Origin of the sequence: Brevibacterium sp. GP-SGM9, from assembly GCF_047300845.1 — a bacterium.
GTDB lineage: Bacteria > Actinomycetota > Actinomycetes > Actinomycetales > Brevibacteriaceae > Brevibacterium.
The window spans coordinates 3690255-3707885 of record NZ_CP178563.1 but is presented as its reverse complement, the minus strand read 5'-3'; the positions used below and the strand labels follow the sequence as shown (position 1 = coordinate 3707885).

At 66.7% G+C, this 17631-nt stretch carries 14 protein-coding genes; 5 read left to right on the top strand and 9 right to left on the bottom strand.

Annotation, left to right across the window (positions count from 1 at the left end; translation table 11 throughout):
- Positions 1-115: 115 nt before the first annotated feature.
- The 5 genes from ligA to ACH82I_RS16570 form a co-directional block, all read right to left on the bottom strand.
- Positions 116-2377 carry an NAD-dependent DNA ligase LigA gene (ligA, locus tag ACH82I_RS16590; protein WP_413334200.1) on the bottom strand — a complete coding sequence of 754 codons (2262 nt, stop codon included), beginning with the start codon at positions 2375-2377 and terminating at the stop codon, positions 116-118.
- Positions 2374-3537, bottom strand: a complete 1164-nt coding sequence (locus tag ACH82I_RS16585; RefSeq protein WP_413334198.1) for a hypothetical protein — start codon at positions 3535-3537, stop codon at positions 2374-2376. The genes ligA and ACH82I_RS16585 overlap by 4 nt, the downstream gene beginning before the upstream one ends.
- Positions 3530-5527 (bottom strand): prolyl oligopeptidase family serine peptidase, encoded by a 1998-nt coding sequence (locus ACH82I_RS16580; RefSeq protein ID WP_413334197.1) that lies wholly within the window; start codon positions 5525-5527, stop codon positions 3530-3532. The genes ACH82I_RS16585 and ACH82I_RS16580 overlap by 8 nt, the downstream gene beginning before the upstream one ends.
- Before the next feature lie 168 nt (positions 5528-5695).
- Positions 5696-6889, bottom strand: a complete 1194-nt coding sequence (mnmA, locus tag ACH82I_RS16575; protein WP_413334195.1) for a tRNA 2-thiouridine(34) synthase MnmA — start codon at positions 6887-6889, stop codon at positions 5696-5698.
- Positions 6886-8097, bottom strand: a complete 1212-nt coding sequence (locus tag ACH82I_RS16570) for a cysteine desulfurase family protein (protein ID WP_230744969.1) — start codon at positions 8095-8097, stop codon at positions 6886-6888. Before ACH82I_RS16570 ends, mnmA begins: the two co-directional genes overlap by 4 nt.
- Positions 8098-8221: 124 nt before the next feature.
- Between ACH82I_RS16570 and ACH82I_RS16565 the strand changes: the two genes are divergently transcribed.
- The gene (locus ACH82I_RS16565) at positions 8222-8572 is read left to right on the top strand and encodes a hypothetical protein (RefSeq protein ID WP_230744968.1); all 351 of its coding nucleotides are present in this window, start codon (positions 8222-8224) and stop codon (positions 8570-8572) included.
- 62 nt (positions 8573-8634) lie between these two features.
- On the top strand, positions 8635-9027 hold the full coding sequence (locus tag ACH82I_RS16560; RefSeq protein WP_230745186.1) for a hypothetical protein: 393 nt from the start codon (positions 8635-8637) through the stop codon (positions 9025-9027).
- Between the two features lie 81 nt (positions 9028-9108).
- Here ACH82I_RS16560 and ACH82I_RS16555 read toward each other — a convergent pair whose 3' ends face one another.
- The 3 genes from ACH82I_RS16555 to ACH82I_RS16545 all read right to left on the bottom strand — a co-directional run bounded on the left by ACH82I_RS16555 (position 9109) and on the right by ACH82I_RS16545 (position 13394).
- Positions 9109-10716, bottom strand: a complete 1608-nt coding sequence (locus tag ACH82I_RS16555; protein ID WP_413334193.1) for a hypothetical protein — start codon at positions 10714-10716, stop codon at positions 9109-9111.
- A 65-nt stretch (positions 10717-10781) separates the two neighbouring features.
- Positions 10782-11741, bottom strand: coding sequence for a co-chaperone YbbN (locus tag ACH82I_RS16550; RefSeq protein WP_413336776.1), 960 nt, complete (start codon positions 11739-11741; stop codon positions 10782-10784).
- Between the two features lie 60 nt (positions 11742-11801).
- Positions 11802-13394, bottom strand: coding sequence for a hypothetical protein (locus tag ACH82I_RS16545; protein WP_269067270.1), 1593 nt, complete (start codon positions 13392-13394; stop codon positions 11802-11804).
- A gap of 207 nt (positions 13395-13601) precedes the next feature.
- Here ACH82I_RS16545 and orn point away from each other — a divergent pair, with 207 nt between their 5' ends.
- Complete coding sequence (orn, locus tag ACH82I_RS16540) at positions 13602-14207, top strand: oligoribonuclease (RefSeq protein ID WP_284934613.1); 606 nt, start codon at positions 13602-13604, stop codon at positions 14205-14207.
- A 13-nt stretch (positions 14208-14220) separates the two neighbouring features.
- On the opposite strand, the gene ACH82I_RS16535 is transcribed toward orn, so the two are convergent.
- Positions 14221-15141, bottom strand: coding sequence for an SCO6745 family protein (locus ACH82I_RS16535; protein ID WP_230744965.1), 921 nt, complete (start codon positions 15139-15141; stop codon positions 14221-14223).
- A 164-nt stretch (positions 15142-15305) separates the two neighbouring features.
- On the opposite strand from ACH82I_RS16535, the gene ACH82I_RS16530 reads away from it, so the two are divergent.
- On the top strand, positions 15306-16034 hold the full coding sequence (locus ACH82I_RS16530; protein WP_413334191.1) for a DUF2993 domain-containing protein: 729 nt from the start codon (positions 15306-15308) through the stop codon (positions 16032-16034).
- 80 nt (positions 16035-16114) lie between these two features.
- Entirely contained in the window at positions 16115-17626 is a 1512-nt protein-coding gene (locus tag ACH82I_RS16525; RefSeq protein WP_413334190.1) for a SulP family inorganic anion transporter, read from the top strand.
- Positions 17627-17631 lie beyond the last annotated feature (5 nt).

Below are 17631 nucleotides of genomic sequence, written 5' to 3'. Positions count from 1 at the left end.
CCCCACTCTCCCACCGCAAACTGTCCCCCGACTTGATTCCGGCTGTGACACAGCTTGATGTTCGGTGACGGATCGGTGCGAAGCGTGAGATCGGTCACCGACCGGACCCGCCGCTTCAGCCGAGGCTGCCGGTCTCCAACAGGGTCCGGAACTCGTCCTCATCGAGGACCGGCACGCCCAGGGACTCGGCCTTCTCGAGCTTCGATCCCGCGTTCTCACCGGCGACGACATAGTCGGTCTTCTTCGACACCGAACTCGCTGCCTTGCCTCCGGCGCCGAGGATCGCCTCCTTGATGCCGTCGCGGGTGAAGGTGGACAGCGACCCCGTGGCGACGATCGTCAGTCCCTCGAGGGTCTGCGCCCCGGCTTCCTGCTCCTCGTCCTCCATCCGGACCCCGGCGGCGGCCCAGGCTTCGATGATCTCGATATGCCAATCGACGTCGAACCAGTCGCGCAGGCTCGCGGCGATCGTCGAGCCGATCCCGTCGACGGCAGAGAGCTCCTCGAGGTCGGCCGCGCGGATCGCCTCGAGAGTGCGGAAGCGTGCGGCCAGGGTCCGCGCGGCCGTCGGCCCGACGTGCCGGATCGACAGGGCCACGAGAACCCGCCACAGGTCCTGATCACGCGCCTTCTCCAGCTCCTCGAAGAGCTTCTTCGTGTTCGCGCTCGGTGCGCTCGGCTTCTTCGCGGTCCCGCGCGTGTAGAAGTAGGGAACAAGTTCCCGCTCCCCCGTTTCGACTCCCTTGACCTTTTTGTTCCGCCAGATCTTGACCTCGGCGAGGTCGTCGGCAGTGAGATCGAACAGGTAGGCCTCCGAGGTCAGCGGCGGCTGCTCGGGTTCGGCCGGCGCAGTCAGCGCCAGTGCCGCCTCCTCACCGAGCGCTTCGATGTCGAAGGCGGCCCGGGAGGCGAGGTAGAAGATGCGGTTGGCCAACTGTGCAGGGCACGACCGCGAGTTCGGGCAGCGCAGATCCTTGTCGCCCTCCTTCTGCTCACCGAGCTTCGTTCCGCACGAGGGACAGTCAGTGGGCATGACGAATTCGTGCTCGCTGCCGTCGCGCTGGGCCACCACCGGTCCGAGCACCTCGGGAATGACGTCACCGGCCTTGCGCAGGGTGACGGTATCGCCGATGAGCACGCCCTTGCGTTTGACCTCGTATCCGTTGTGCAGGGTCGCCCTCTCCACGGTCGAACCGGCCACGGTCACCGGCTCCATCACCGCGAACGGAGTCACCCGCCCGGTGCGACCGACCTGAACCTGGATGTCGAGCAGCTTCGTAGTGACCTCCTCGGGCGGGTATTTGTAGGCGGTCGCCCACCTCGGCGCCCGGGAGGTATACCCGAGGGTCTCCTGGACGGCGATGTCATCGACCTTGATGACGATGCCGTCGATCTCGTGGGTCACGTCGTGGCGGTGCTCGCCGTAGTAGGCGACGAAATCCTCGATCTCGTCGACGGTCTCGAACACCTTGTAGTACTCGCTGATCGGCAGGCCCCAGTCGCGGAAGGCCTCGTAGACCTCCGACTGGTGGGCCGGCTCCGGATGCGAATCATCGGCTGGGGTCCATACGGCGATGCCGTGGACGAGCATGTGCAGCGGCCGCCTGGCAGTGACCGCCGGGTCTTTCTGGCGCAGGGATCCTGCCGCGGAGTTGCGGGGGTTCGCGAAGGGGGCCTTGCCCTCGGCGACGAGGGAGGCGTTGAGTTCGGTGAACTTCTCCAGCGGGAAGAACACCTCTCCGCGGATCTCGACCTCGGCCGGAGGGTAGTCCGTGTCGAGCCGGGTCGGGATGTCGGCGATGGTGCGGACGTTGGCGGTGATGTCCTCACCGATGCGGCCATCCCCGCGAGTGGCCGCGCGGACGAGTTCGCCGTCGCGGTAGAGAAGGTTGACGGCCAGTCCGTCGATCTTGAGTTCGCAGAGGAACTTCGATCGTGCCGAGACCGCCGACCGCGTCCGCTCGTACCAGGCCCGCAGCTCCTCGAAGTCGAAGACGTTGTCCAGACTGTACATCCGTCCGATGTGCTCGACGGGGTCGAAGGTCGAGGTGTCGACGACTCCGCCGACTGTCTGCGTCGGTGAGGAGTCGGTGACGAGCTCGGGATAGGCCTGTTCGAGGTCTTCGAGGCGGTGGACGAGGTCATCGTATTCGGCGTCGGCGACGAGCAGGGAATCCTGATAGTACGCTTCGCGGTACTTCTCGATCTGCTCGACGAGCCCGGCGTGGGCCTGGGCACGTGCGGTGGCATCGGAGAGGTCTGTGTCGGAGAAGTCCGCGCCGGAGAAATCCGCTGCAGAGAGATCCTTGTCCGGCCCATCCGCATCGGCGACGGCCTCGGCGGCTGACTGTTCCGAGTCCTCAGGTTTCGTGGTCATTCGGTCTCCTCAAGGGCACGCCGCACTCCAGCGGCGATCATCATCGTGGCCTGGCTGCTGTCGCTCGTGGTCGGTGCGTGCTCGTCCAGCAGCGGCGGGTGGCCCAGCGGCAGCTCCGGACCGGAGACCATCCCGAAATCGCGCAGGGTGGCGGCCCCCATGCCGATGCGCGTCCACGGCTGGGTGATGCGCTGCGTCCAGTGCTTCACCTCCTGCGGTCTCGATCCGGCTCCGACGGGCAGGTGCAGCCAGGTCCCGAGCCCCGCCTCGGCGATCATGGCCAGCTGCTCCCATCCATGTGCTTTCAGGGTAGCCAACGGCACTGACACGGCGTTCGCACCGGTGGATCGGACCACCTCGGCGGCGGGGATCTCCTTGCCTCGCAGGTGCACGGACCGCAGGTCGGGCAGGGCCAGCACGGTCGACGGCAGGTGGCGCAGGGTCGATTGGAGGGCGGCGTAGACCTGAGATTCGGCGACGGCCGGCAAGGTGCGCCATCCGGAGACGGTGGGCCAGGTGCCGGTGAGCACGGGGTGGAGCCGCGACTCGACGAGACGGACGGTCGGCTGGACTCCCAGTCGGCGCAGCTTCTCGGCGAAGCCCGAGATGCCGTACGCGTAGGCCTGAATGACGTCGCGGCGCGCCCCGTGGTCGGCGAGCACCGCGGAACCCGAGCTGAGATTGAGTGCGGTCACGAGCGTCCACGGCCCGGGCAGAGAGAGTTGGATCTGACCGGTGAAGCCTTCGGCGTATTCGGCGATCGCGTCGAAGGCCTCGCCGAGGGCCGAGTCCTCGAGACGTTCGTCCTTGCCCGCCGAGGCGGTCAGACGCCAGCCGAAGGAGGTCCGGTCGACGTGGAGTTCGCTGAGCAGACTCACGGCACGACCGATCGCATCGGCGCCCCAGCGGCCCTCGGCGCGGTGGGCACTCAGGGGCACGGGCGGGAGCTGTTCGCCGAGGATGTCGAATGCGGTTGCGGCCGCCTGCCTGACCGGGCTGGTGGCGTGGTCGTAGCCGGGATTGGTCGTGGTCTGGCCGGGGATCCAGATGCCGGTCGTCGTCGCCGCGGGGAGCACTCGGGACGGCGTCTGCGGGTCGGAGACGCTCGCGTCCGCCTCGCCAAGCTGCGAACCGGCAGATCCGCGGAGCGCCTCAGACATGACGGCGGCTGCGCGGGATTCCGAAGACGTCGACATAGAATCCGAACTCGCTTTCCAGGGAATCGATGATGGTCTCGGCCCGGACGAAGCCATGGGATTCGCCCTTGTACAGACGGTAAATGTACTCCACTCCGGCGTAGTCGAGGGCATCGACGAAGTCCTTGGCCTGAGTGGGCGGGACGATCGGGTCGCGGTCGCCCTGCATGACGGCCACTGGGACGCTGATCTCGGTGACCCGTCTGACCGGAGAGCGTGTGATGTATTCGTCGTGGGCGTCGGGCCAGCGGCCCACGAGGCCGTCGATGTAGTGGGCCTCGAAGTCGTGAGTGTCCACGACGAAGCGCATGAGGTCGGTGACTCCGAAGTACGAGGTGCCGCAGGCGAAGACATCGGTCGAGGCCAGTGCCGAGAGCACCGTCCATCCGCCGGAGGAGGCTCCGGTGATCGCGATCCGCTTCGGATCGGCCAGACCCGCCTCCACGAGGCCGGCGACGGCGGCGACGGTGTCATCGACGTCGACGATGCCCCACTGTCCTTCCAGGCGCTCACGCCAGCGCCGTCCGAAGCCGGTCGAACCGCCGTAGTTGACCTCGAGCACACCGATTCCCCGGGAGGTGAAGTAGCTGGTGCGCGCCGCCATCTCCGGGGTGGCCTGGCCGGTGGGACCGCCATGGATAGAGACGAGGAAGGGCGGGAGTTCACGGTCGAGGGCGGCGAAGCGCGGATTGTGCGGCGGGTTGATCACCACGGGCACCCCGCCGAGTTCGGTCGCGTAGGGGTGTGTGTAGTAGTCGTGGTGGGCGTCGAGACGCTCCCGCGCGATCTCCGAGTAGAGTCCTGTGGCCCGGTCGACGGCGTAGAGCACCCCGGTGCGGTCGCTCGATTTCGCCGTCAGCAGCAGATGCGTGCGACCGAGGTCATGGAGTTCGAGGCTGCCGAAGGTCTCCCCGGTCGAGTTGACCTCTTCGAATCCGCCGGATCCCTTCGCGGAGGCGGGTGTGCGCACCAGCGTCGCCGTCGCGGATTGTGAGTGGACCCAGATCTCCTCTGCATCCCTGAGATACCACCGGGCGCCGAGCTGCCACAGTGCCCCGCCGATCTCGGCACCGGTGTCGAGGACGGGCCGCAGGTCGGAGATCCCGAGTTCGGGGTACAGCGGCTGGACTCCTGGCTCGCGAACCGCCTCGGTGTCGGCGACCGGAGAGAAGTCGAGGGAGTAGAGAGCCCAGCGGCCGTCGTGGTCGGAGCCGAGGATGAGCGAGGAGTCGGAGGAAAACTCGGGCTGTTGCAGGGAGAGTCTCTGACCGGCGTGCTCCTCTTCGCCGGAGAGCTTCGCGCGGATGGGCGTGGCCGGGGTGCGGACGTCAATGAGCCACAGCGTGGTCGCATCCCAGGGCATGTTCGGGTGCTCCCAGCCGATGAAGGCCAGGGTGCTGCCGTCCGGGCTCAGCCTCGGCCAGGCCATGAAGTGAGCCCTGCGGGAGAGCACATTCGTCGTCCCGTGCCGGGTGATGAGGACGATCGCCCGCTCCCGCTGAGTGGACCGGCAGTCTTCGCGCACACACAGCAGACCCCACGGAGTCATGTGCAGATCTCCGTAGCGGATCCGCCCCGAGGTGTCCGGAGTCAGCGCATGAGGTGAGCGTCCCGGAATGATCTGCCAGATCCGCTGATCCGGGGCGTTGACGAAGTAGATGACCTCACTTCGGGGGTCGAGGGCCCACGCCCCTCCCCCGTATTCGTGGACGGCCGAGCGGATGTTGAACTCCGCCGGCAGCACCTGTTCCGAAAGCCCCGGGTGCGACAGCGAGGTCCGCATCAGTCCGGTCCGCGAGTTCTCGGCCGGGACCTTCGTCGAGTAGAAGATCTCGTCCCCGCGGAAGGCGGCATCGAAGATGGGCGCGGCACCCGCGGCCACCTCGGCGGCACTCAACGGTGACGACCAGGTCCCGTACGGCGCCGTGACGACATCCTGGGGAGATTCCTTCATACTCCCAGACTATCGCGCCCCGATACCGCGGGCCCGAACGCGCAACCGGGCGTCGAGCGAAGGGCCAAGCCTCGAGCGCAGAGCCGGGCGTCGAGCGCAGACTGCACAACGTCGGCTCTCGATGCTCCGCCCTGCGCTCGCCGGGCGGCTCTCGATCGGAGACGCTGCTCAGACGCCGAGGCGGTCCTTGGCGGTGCGGTCGATCGTGGCCTGACCGAGGACTCGGCTGCCCCGGTAGATGACCATGGTCTGGCCGGGGGCGACGCCGGAGAGCTCTTCGTCGACGTCGATGTGCATGAGCTGGCCGGCGGGGCGGGCCGCCGGCACCTCGACCTCATCAACGATGGGGATGACTTCGTGCTCGGGTGCCTCGGCGACGAAGTCCCCGAGCCAGGCGCGGGCCGGGACCGGGTCACTGTGGGCCCGGATCTGGACCTCGCAGTCGATCGCGGTGCCCGGTTCGGCGCCGATGTCGGCCGGGGCCGGACCGCACCAGGAGGTGCGGATGCCGGTGAGATGGGAGACCGAGAGGTCGGCCCGCGAACCCACGGTCACGGTGTTCGAGGCGGGGTCGAGGCCGGTGACGAATCGCGGCTTGCCGTCGGCGGCCGGCTTCTGGATGCCCAGGCCCTTGCGCTGCCCGATCGTGTAGGTCATCGCACCGTCGTGCTGCCCGAGGACCTCGCCCTCGGCGTCCTTGATCAGGCCGGGGCGCATCGGGATCTTGTCGGCCAACCAGGCCTTCGTGTCTCCGTCGGGAATGAAGCAGATGTCATAGGAGTCCGGCTTGTTGGCCACGGAGAATCCGCGTTCGGCCGCCTCGGCGCGGACTTCGGCTTTCGAAGCGGTGGCACCGATCGGGAAGTAGCAGTGTTCGAGCTGCTCACCGGTGAGCACACCGAGGACATAGGACTGGTCCTTGGCCAGGTCCTCGCCGCGGTGGAGTTCGGGGTTGCCCTCGGAATCGCGGATCACCTCGGCATAGTGGCCGGTGGCGATGGCGTCGAAGCCCAGAGCCAGGGCACGGTCGAGGAGAGCGGCGAACTTGATCCGCTCATTGCAGCGCATGCACGGATTGGGGGTGCGGCCGGCGGCGTATTCGGCAATGAAGTCATCGACGATGTCCTCCTTGAACCGCTCGGAGAAGTCCCACACGTAGAAGGGGATGCCAAGCATGCCCGCCACCCGGTGGGCGTCGCGGGAGTCCTCGATCGTGCAGCAGCCCCGCGAACCCGTGCGCAGGGTTCCGGGCATGCGGGACAGCGCCAGATGGACGCCGACGACCTCGTGTCCGGCATCGACGGCGCGGGCGGCGGCGACCGAGGAGTCGACCCCGCCGGACATGGCGACGAGAATTCTCATGATGCTCCTTGCATCCAACGTGGGGTGGCCGAGACCATTCCGGCCCGGCGAGCCTGATCGACGACGGCCGGCAGCACTTCGAGGAGGGCGTCGACCTCGGCTTCGATGGTGTCATGGCCGAGGCTGAAGCGCTGAGCTGAGCGGGCCGTGTCCTCATCCATGCCGCAGGCCAGCAGCACGTGGGAGGGCCGGGAGACTCCGGCAGAGCAGGCCGATCCCGTCGAGGTGGCCAGGCCTCTGGCATCGAGTCCGAAGAGCAGCGAATCTCCCTCACACCCGGTGAAGGTGAAGTGCGCGTTCGCGGGAAGCCGGCCCCTGCCTCGGCGACCGGAGAGACGGGCACCGTCGATCGTCGATTCGATTCCGTCGATGAGACGATCACGCAGTGCTGTGAATCCCGCGGCCCGGTGCTCGAGATCTCCGGTGGACAGTTCAACGGCCTTGGCGAAGGCCACGGCCCCCGCGACGTCGAGGGTGCCCGACCGGACGCCGCGCTCCTGCCCTCCGCCGTGGAGGATCGGGGCCGGCGCTGCGGCCCGGTCGAGGAGGAGGGCGCCGATGCCCACGGGTCCGCCGATCTTGTGGGCGGTGATGGTCATCGCGGTGGCGCCGAGTGCGGCGAAGTCCAACGGGATCTGCCCGAGAGCCTGGACGGCGTCGATGTGGAAGGGCACCCCGAGCTCCTTGGCCGCAGCTCCGATCTCGGCGATCGGCTGGATGGTGCCGATCTCGTTGTTCGCGGCCATGATGCTGATCACGGCGGTGCGCTCGGGCTCGCGGCGCAGTTCGGCCAGGGCGGCATCGAGATCGAGCCTGCCCTCGGCGTCGACATCGAGCGAGACGACCTCGGCGCCTTGGGTCTCGAGCCATTCCACGGAGTCGAGGATCGCGTGGTGTTCGATCGTCGAGGTGAGCACGCGGGGCCGGGCGGGGGCGTCGAAGCTGCCGCCGTTGCGGGCCAGGTAGAGGCCTTTGAGTGCGAAGTTGTCGGCCTCGGTGCCTCCGGAGGTGAAGATGACCTCCGAGGAGGTGGCGGCGCCGACCGCGTCGGCGATGTCCTCACGAGCCTGTTCGATGCGCATCCGAGCGGCCTGTCCGACGGCGTGCAGGGCCGAGGGGTTGGCGCGCCTGGCCAGTTCCGCGGTGTACACGTCGAGCACCTCGGCGGGCATCGGCGAGGTGGCGGCATGATCGAGATAGATGGGCACCCTTTCGATTTTAGGCCGTGTGGCCGACTTCGGCCAGGAGCAGTGCCGCATCTCACCCGGTTCCCGCCGGTCACGACGGTGCCCGGATCCCCCACGGCGGTGCGGGCGGACTAAACTGGGCCGGGTGTTCACCGTTTTCACCTTCGTGCTCTATGCCGTCTCAGCCGTGCTCAGCGTGTGGTCGATCGTCGAAACCATCCGCAACCGTCCGGCCGGCAGACTGCTCCTCGGTGTCACCGCGCTGCTCCTGCTGCTGCTCATCGCGCAGCTGATCGTCTCGATTGCCGCATTCGGGTCGTCTGAGAATGTCGACCCCCTGCTGTTCTTCGGCTATGTCCTCACCGCGATCCTCGTGGTCGGACTCGCCGGCTTCTGGGCGTTCGCAGAACTCAGCCGCTGGGGTCCGGGAGTGCTCGCCGCGGGTGGACTGACGGTGATCGTGATGATCGAGAGAATGGACCAGATTTGGCAGTGAACGGACGCTCACGGGCGAAGAAGAAGGATGCGGCGATCGGGACCCGCTCCCCCTATTCCGCGATGCACACCGGGCCGGGCCGCGCCCTGACCGCGGTCTATGCGATCTTCGCGCTCTCGGCCACGGCTCGTGCCGGCTATCAGGTGATCCGCGAGTTCGACGTCGCCCCGATCGCGTACTCGCTCTCGGTCATCGCCGCCGTCATCTACATTCTCGCGACGATCTGCTTGGTCATCGGCAACCGGACCTCGCACCGGATCGCGATCGCCTCCTGCGTGATCGAGTTCGTCGGCGTCATCGTCGTCGGCATCCTCAGCTTCACCCATCCGGAGGACTTCGCGAAGCCGTCCGTGTGGTCGAGCTTCGGAATCGGCTACGGGTTCATTCCGCTGATCCTGCCGCTCATCGGCCTGTGGTGGCTCGCTCGCGTCGACAAGCGGGTCCGCCGAGGCTGAGCAGGTCACCGAGGCTGAGCCTCGGGTCCCGGCCCCGGCCCCGAGGCTGAGCCGCGGGACCGAACACCCTGACGCCGCGCGTCACTCGATGCGCGAGGTCAGCACATTCCAGTCGGTGGCGACCGCGCTGAGTTTGTCGTCGGTCTTCAGCAGCACATAGGGATGCGCGGTCTCGACCTTGACGGTGTCGCCGTCCTTGTCGTTCGTCTTCACCGCTTCGACGGTGTCGCCGAGGTCGAGTGAGTAGTCGTCGGGGACTTTGATCGTCAGGGTGCAGCGCACCTCGCCCATGCCGATCGCACCGTGCTCGGTCGACAGCGCCATCGTCGCGAAGTCGAGGTCCTCATACGGTTTGCACTCGACATCGACCTTGTCGAAGCCGGAGTCCTTGTCCCGCAGGTCGCCCAAATAGTCGCGGAATCCCTTGAAACCACCCTCGCCGAGTCCTTCGGCGTCCTTGCCTTCATCCTTGCCGTCGACGAGGTAGGACGAGACCTGGTCCGCCGTGGTCGAGAGCTCCTCGTCGAATGACTCGGGTGCGGTCTCCACTGCGCCCTTGCCGTCGGCCATGAGCGTGGGCATCTGGTCACTGGGGATATAGGAGGCGCTGCGCACGATCGGTTCGGCCGAAGCCGATTCACGGGTCACTAGCTGCACCTGCGTCATCTGCTCATCACCCTCGGTGGAGTCCTCCGCGGCGGTGCCGAAGGCGTAGAACCACATCGGGTACGCCTCGAAGCTCGGGCTGCCGGCGACGACCTCGGTGAAGTCGGGTGCCCGCAGCTTCTGCTTGGCCTTGTCCGCGATCTGGATCTGCGCCCGGGTCCGGTCGATCAGGGGCGCGCCCTGGATCTTGTCGAGATCCGTACCGCCGTCGCCGAGGATCTTGTCCAGCGACTCGGTGTATCCGGTCATGAACTTCCCGGCCTCACCCGGGCGCATCGCCGTGCGCTCGTAGGGCGTGTTCTCCGGGGTGTGCGGCTGCGCGACCGGCAGAGCCGAACAGCCGCTCAGCGCCAGACCGGAGCCCAGTGTCGCGGCCGTGGCGATGCGCATCGACCGTGCCTTTCGCTCGTCCCTGCGCCGAGGCGGTTCCGGAGACTTCTCGTCACCGTGGTAGGCGTCCTTCTTCCGCGGTCGGATGCGCCCGCTCCACCAGCGGAGGAAGAAGAACACGGCGAAGCCGGCGAGGATCACGCCGAGGGCGATGCCGAGCAGGCTGAGTCCGAAGACACCGGCCACGCGCATCTTCAGCGCCACGGTGGTGCCGTCGAGGTTGTCATCGGCATTCGCGGGAGCGATCACGAGCACCTGCGGATCGGCGTCGAGATCGAAGGTCTTCGTCACCTTCTCGCCGGTGTCCTGGCTGATCCACCAGTCGCGGTCGCCGATGTCGGTCTCGGGCTTCGGGTCCCCGGGGATGAACCGGTGGACGACCTCATTGGGAAACGACACGTCGCTGATCTGCTCCTGGGCGACACCGTCGAGATAGCTGTCGGCGTCGACGCCGTTCGCCGTCCCGACGAAGAGTTCCTTGCCTTCGGTGTTCTCGGCCTCGACCGTCACATTCGTCCCCGAGTAGGGGACGATGGCCTCATCGAGGACGACCGCATAGGAGCCGTCCTTGACCTTGAAGGCCTCGGTCTCGGTCACCTCGTCGGTGCCGACGACGGACAGGGCCGAGCCCACCAGAACGCCGATCGCGATGGCCGCGACCGCGAACAGGATGGCTGTTGTGAGACGGACTATCTGGATCAGAACAATGCCCTCATCAGTGCGGTGCGTGCCTTGGCCACGGCCGGATCATCGGCGCCGAGGACCTCGAAGAGTTCGAGGACCCGCAGGCGCAGCGATTCCTTCTCGTCTCCGGCGCAGGTGCGGATCAGCGCGATCAGTCGGGTGAAGGCATGCGCGGGATCACCGCCGACGACCTCGGCATCGGCCGCGGCCTTCGCCGCTTCGATGTCCCGCGGGTTCGCATCGGCGGCGGCGATGAGCTGTGCGGGGTCCTGGTCGATGAGGCGACGGCCGAGGCCGGCGCGTGCGAGGCCGAACTTCGCTTCGTCATCGGCCGGCGATGCGGCCAGTGCCGCCTTGAACAGGGACTCGGCGGTGTCGAAGTCGCCCTTGCTCAGGGCCTCTTCGGCCTCCGGGTGGGCGGGGCCCGCGGGTTCGGGTTCGGCGCCGGCGACCACGGCATGCCCGGTCACGCCGTTCTCTCCGGCGAGTTTGAGCAGCTCGTCGAGATAGGCCTTGACCTGCGGTTCGGGCAGCGCACTCTGGAACAGCGGCACCGGCTGGCCCTTGACGATCGCGACGACGTTCGGAATCGACTGCACTCCGAAGGCCTGCTGCAGACGCGGGTTGGCGTCGACATCGACCTTGGCCAGGATCAGTCGACCGCCGTAGGAGGAGACGAGGCGTTCGATGATCGGGGACAGCTGCTTGCACGGCTCGCACCATTCGGCCCACAGGTCGATGACGACCGGCACTCTGTCGGAGATCGCGACGACGTCGTTGAAGCTGGCCTCATCGACGTCGAAGACGAGGGCGGGCACGTTCACGGCGTTCGGGTCCTGACCCGCACCGCCGGGCTGTCCGGCCGGACCGCCCGTCTGTCCGTCGGGCTGCTGTTCGGTCGGCAGGTTCTTACTCCGCACCGCAGACAGGTCAAGACCCTGATTCTGCTGCGAGTTCTCCTGCGAGGGATCCATTGACACGTGGTCTCCTTTGCTGCGCGATGTCGCTTCGATGCCGTGTGTGCAGTGCTCGGATCAGCCGAGTTCGGCTCCGGCCAGGGTCTCGGTTCCGCCGATCAGCCTGACCTTTCCGTCCTTGGGCACGATGAATGTGAGCACCTGGGTGGTCTTCGTCGTCACGGCCTTCTGGGTGCTGTCCTCACCGGTCAGCTCCTTCTGCGGGGTCGAGAGCGTCAGGGTTCCGGTCCGTCCGCCGGTCGACTCGGGGGTGATCGTCGATTCGGCTTCGATGACCCCGGTGACGACGGCTTCGTCCCCGGCGGTGCCCTGGGCGACGATCTCCTTTCCGGGGGTGTACTTGTACTTCACCTCGGCCTTGCCGTCCTCGGCGCTCTCCTTCTGCTTCTTCTGGTTGTCCCAGATCGACTTCGAGAAGCTGTCCGATTCGAAGCCCTTGGCCTCTTTGCTGTCCGCCCCGGATCCGAGCGCCTTGGCGTAGTTCGCCACGGCCTTCTCCGGGGTGGCGACGAAACCGTCGGCACCGGGGTCGAGCAGCTGGGAGCCCTGCCTGGCGTCGGGGATCTCGGGCAGTTCGGTGCCGGGGACCAGCTGAGTCTGCGACCACAGCTTGTAGTCCGCGCGCGGTTCCTCCTGCGTGAGCACGAGGAGTTGGGTCTGGTCGCCCGCCGAGGTGATCAGGCTGGTCATCCGCGGCCAGGTGTCGGTGGCGGCGGTGTAGTTGACGACGATGTCGTCGCTGGCCACGGCCGGCGGCAGCTTCTGCTTCTCGACCTTCTCCTTGACCTTGTAGGCGTCTTCGCGCTGTTTGAGGGCGGGGCCCGTGGCACGTTCCTCGAGCTTCTTCTTGTCCGTCTTGTCATCGGCGGCCTTGACGTCCTCGGCCACGGAGTCGAGGATCCTCTTGACCTGGCCCTCGCTGACTCCGGCGGCCGCTGAGCTCGGGGCCTCCGACGGCTCGGGTGTCGGCAGCTCTTCGGGCCCGCAGGCGCTGAGCGCGAGCACGGGGACGATCGCGAAGGCGGTGCCGAATTCGGCGAGCTTGCGACGACGCTCCTGGCGGGCCTTGCGCCGGTTGGCTTCCTTCTTCGCGCTGCTGCGGCCGAAGATGAGGAGGACCATGCCGCCGAGGAAGACGGCGCCGCCGATGATCATCAGCGGGATCGCCCATGGGGTCTCGGCATGGTTCGGCCAGGACAGAGTCACGGTCTTGACCTGTCCTGCTTCGCCGTCTCCGGCGATGAGGAATCCGGTGCGGTTGGCGTCATCGGACCAGTCGAGGGTGACGGCATCGGTGCCGGTGACCTCGGACTCCCACAGGTCGGCGCCTGCGGGGTTGGGTACGGTGTTCTCGCCGTCCTTGGATTTGGTCGTCAGCTCCCCGCCCTCGGCCAGGCCGGTGACCCGGTCGACTGCGGATTCGCCCGTCCAGGCGTCGATGTTCTCGATCGGGGCCTGAGCGATCGTGAGATCTCCTGAGCCTTCGACCTTGAGGGTCGCGGGGGTTTCGTAGAGATTGAGCATTCCGGGGTCGACGACGACGGCCGGAGAATCCGCGTCGATCTGCGCAGTGGCGGTGATCGTGTCGTCGGGTGCCCACACAGTCTTCTGCAGGATGCCGAGGCCTCCGACAACGACACCCACCACCATGAGAATCACAGCAAGTGTGTAGCGCACGTACGAACCCTTTCCTCGACAACGCAAAACGGCACCCCGAACGACGGGGACTCTCCAAGTTTAGGTCACTGCCTCGACATTGCCTCTGTGCGCACACTCAGCGTGTGTCGAGAACCACAGAACCGCCTCGGCGATCAGGGCAGATGTCCTCGTGTCAGGCACCTGCCCTAAGCTGGGCGGGTGAGCAACGACAGAATTGTATGGATCGACTGTGAAATGACCGGCCTCGACGAGGTCAGGGACGAACTCATCGAGGTGGCGGCCATCGTCACCGACTTCGAGCTCAACCCTCTCGACGACGGCATCGACATCGTCATCAGGCCCTCCGCCGAGGCGCTGGAGAACATGAACGAGTTCGTCACCAAGATGCACACGAACTCGGGGCTGATCACCGAGCTCGATGCCGGCACCACCGTCGCCGAGGCGCAGACGCAGGTGCTCGAGTACGTGAAGAAGCATGTTCCCGAGTCCGGGAAGGCCCCGCTGGGCGGCAATTCCGTGGGCACCGACAAGGTGTTCCTGTCCAAGCAGATGCCCGAACTCGTCAACCATCTGCACTACCGCATCATCGACGTCTCCTCGATCAAGGAACTGTCCAAGCAGTGGTTCCCCCGCGCCTACTTCCAGTCCCCGGAGAAGCACGGCAACCACCGCGCCCTCGGCGACATCCTCGACTCGATTGTCGAACTCAACTACTACCGGAAGGCCGTGTTCTCGGCCGAGGGCCCCAGTTCCGATGAGGCGAAGTCCATCGCCGCCGAGGTGGCCGCCAGCATTCCGCGCTGACCCGAGCTTTCCCTTAGCCCGCCTTCTTCTCGGGGTGGGCGAAGATCGTCGATGGGAAGGCTCCCGCTTGGGCGAGCACTTTGATCAGGCTCCGGCTCGGGGTCAGCATCGACTCGATCTGCTCATCGCTGAGGACCGACCAGGCGTGCGCGACGGTGCCGTCGGTGAGGACTTCGACCTGCTCCTTGAGCTCGCGTCCCGCCTCGGTGATGGCCGGCAGATCGTGACCGCGCTCGTCCTGGCCGATGGTGATCAGACCGGCCTCGGCCAGCCGTGACTGCGCTGCGGCCCATTCCTCATCGGTGTAGCCGCGGGTCTTCTGGGCGGCCCGAGGCCTGAACGAGGCGCCGGTGGCGACGTCGAGCAGAAGCGCATCGATGCCGGGCACTCCTGTCGTGACCAGGGATGCCACATGGCCGTCCCCGCGGAATTCGCGGGCCACTGTCGCAGTGTCCCAGAGTCGCTCGAAAGGTGTGCGCGGTTCGTGTCCGGCGATCGCATCGGCCGTCGCCGACGCCAGCGCCCGGCCCGTGAAGTCCATGTTCTCAAGCACCGGGGCCAGGTCCGTCGACAGCTGCGTGGCCGCCTCGGTGAGGAGGGCGATGTCATCGCGGGTCGAATAGATCTCGTCCATGAACGCGGCGACCGCTTCGAAGCGGGTGGTGACCATGTCGTCCGGGGAGACGATGTCCCACAGCCTCGGGATCAGCGTGGCCACGAACGCCGGCGAGTAGTTGTAGTAGGCGGCGCTGACGACACCAGCGTTGACCCGTCCCAGAGGTGCCGACCGGGCCGCCATGTTTCCCTCGACACCGGGTTCGAGCCCGCGTGCAGCGTAGGCGCGACCGACCGTGTCGGAGAAGTAGATCGCCGCGTGGAACGAGTTGAGGCGGGCGGAGACGGTCCTGATGCTGCTCGTGCGGTGAGAGTCCATGACGCAATCCTAGGGTCAGGCGCCGACTGCGTCCACGCTCTCGCATCATCGGATCAGACTCGCAGCCTTGTGCAGGCGCAGATCGCTGCGGCGTGTGGGGCCCGGTCGCTGATGCGAGTGGGGCGGTTGAGCATCGACGGCCGTGATCAGCGACAATGGTGTCCATGACGACCGCGCGCACCCTGGAGTACCCACACGAACCTCGGCGCCGCACCTCGCGGCGGACGAAGCTCATCATCTCCGCGATCATCACCGTCCTCACTCTCCTCATCGGCGCGATCGCAGCCGACCGAATCGTCGACTTCGCGACCGAACGACGGATCGAGCAGAGCCTCACGGACTACGGCGAAGCCGATGTCTCCGTCGAGGGCTTCCCCGTGCTCACGCAGATGGCCGGAGGGAAACTCGACTCCGTTCACGTCACTGCAGCGAAGGCCCGCTATGAGAACGTCGACTTCACGAACGTCGACGCCCGACTCTACGACGTCCCCGTCGACACCTCCCGACCGGTCGGCACGGTGGAGGCGAGTGCCGTACTCCCCCTGACCACCCTCGATTCGCTCGCCGCCGAGCATGCCTCCCTGCCGGAGGGAATGGGCTTCACCACGGACGGCGGCCAGCTGTACCTCAAGGGTTCCCTGCTGGGTCAGGATCTGCTCATCGGCATCGACCCGCAGGCCGATTCCCGGCAGGCCGTGGTCAATGCGACGACGATCCGCCTCGGTTCCGCCGAGGTCGACGTCGCCTCGCTGCCGGGGTTCCTCACCTCGGCGATCTCCGATATCGTCATCGACCTCGACTTCCTGCCCGCCGGCCTCGAACTCACGGACATCGAGGCCATCGATGCCGGACTCAAGGTCAGCCTGCACGGGACCGGGGTCTCACTGTCCTGACCCGGGTGGATTCGGATCGGCCCTGAGATACGTGCAGGCGGCCCTGAGATACGCGCAGGCGATGGGGTAATGTTCCGCGGGTGACGACACCCATTCCAGCCGTGGCCGACGATTCGAGCCGTTACCGACCCGAGCCCTCCGTTCTCACGGCACTGAGGTCGCCGAGGCTGCTCACCCGTGAGGTCCTCGCCGGCCTCGTCGTCGGATTGGCTCTCATTCCCGAGGCGATCGCCTTCTCGATCATCGCCGGGGTCGACCCGAAGGTGGGGCTGTTCTCGGCCTTCATCATGGCCGTCTCGATCGCCTTCCTCGGCGGTCGGCCGGCGATGATCTCGGCGGCCACGGGAGCCGTCGCCCTCGTCATCGCCCCGGTCGCCCGCGAGCACGGGATGGACATGTTCATCGCCACGGTGATGCTCGCCGGAGTGTTCCAGATCCTGCTTGCCGTCTGCGGGGTCGCGAAGCTCATGCGCTTCATCCCCCGCAGCGTCATGGTCGGTTTCGTCAATGCGCTGTCGATCCTCGTCTTCGCCGCCCAGCTGCCCCATGTCATCGGTGTGCCGTGGATGGTCTACCCGCTGCTGGGGCTGGGCATCCTCGTCCTCGTGGTCATGCCGAGGCTGACGAAGATCGTGCCAGCACCCCTGATCACGATCGCTCTGATCACCGGCATCGCCGTCGTCTTCGCCATCGACGTGCCCACTGTCAGCGATCAGGGCGAACTGCCGCGCAGTCTGCCCGAGCTCTTCATCCCGCACGTGCCGCTGAACTGGGAGACCCTGCGCACGATCGCCCCGTACTCCCTGGCGATGGCGCTTGTGGGTCTGATGGAGTCGCTGATGACAGCGAAACTCGTCGACGAGATCACCGACACCCACTCGAACAAGACCCGCGAATCCTGGGGTCAGGGTGCTGCGAACATGCTCTCGGGCCTCTTCGGCGGGATGGGCGGCTGCGCGATGATCGGGCAGACGATGATCAACGTCCGCGCCTCGGCAGCGCGGACTCGGATCTCGACGTTCATGGCCGGAGCCTTCCTGCTGCTCTTCGTCGTCGTCCTCGGCGACATCGTCGGCATGATCCCGATGGTCGCGCTCGCGGCGATCATGATGATGGTCTGCGTCGACACCTTCGACTGGCATTCGATCCGCCCGGCGACGCTGAAGATGCTGCCGAAGTCGGAGACCGCTGTCATGGTCATCACCGTCACCGCCGTCGTCCTCACCGAGAATCTGGCGATCGGCGTGGTCATCGGAGTCTTCGTCGCCAGCGTCCTCTTCGTCCGCCGTGTGGCTCACTTCGTCACCGTCGAACGTACGGTCTCCCCCGGTGGCGAGGACGTCCACTACTCGGTCACCGGTGAGCTGTTCTTCGCCTCTTCGAATGACCTGACCACACAGTTCCACTATTCGCACGACCCCGATCACATCATCATCGATATGAGCCGCTCCCATGTGTGGGATGCCTCGACGGTCGCAGCCCTCGACGCGATCGTGACGAAATATGAGGCCCGAGGCGCCCTGGTGGAGCTGCGCGGGATGAACGAATACACCGAAGCCATCCACGCCCGACTCTCGGGCGGGCTGGGTTAGACTTG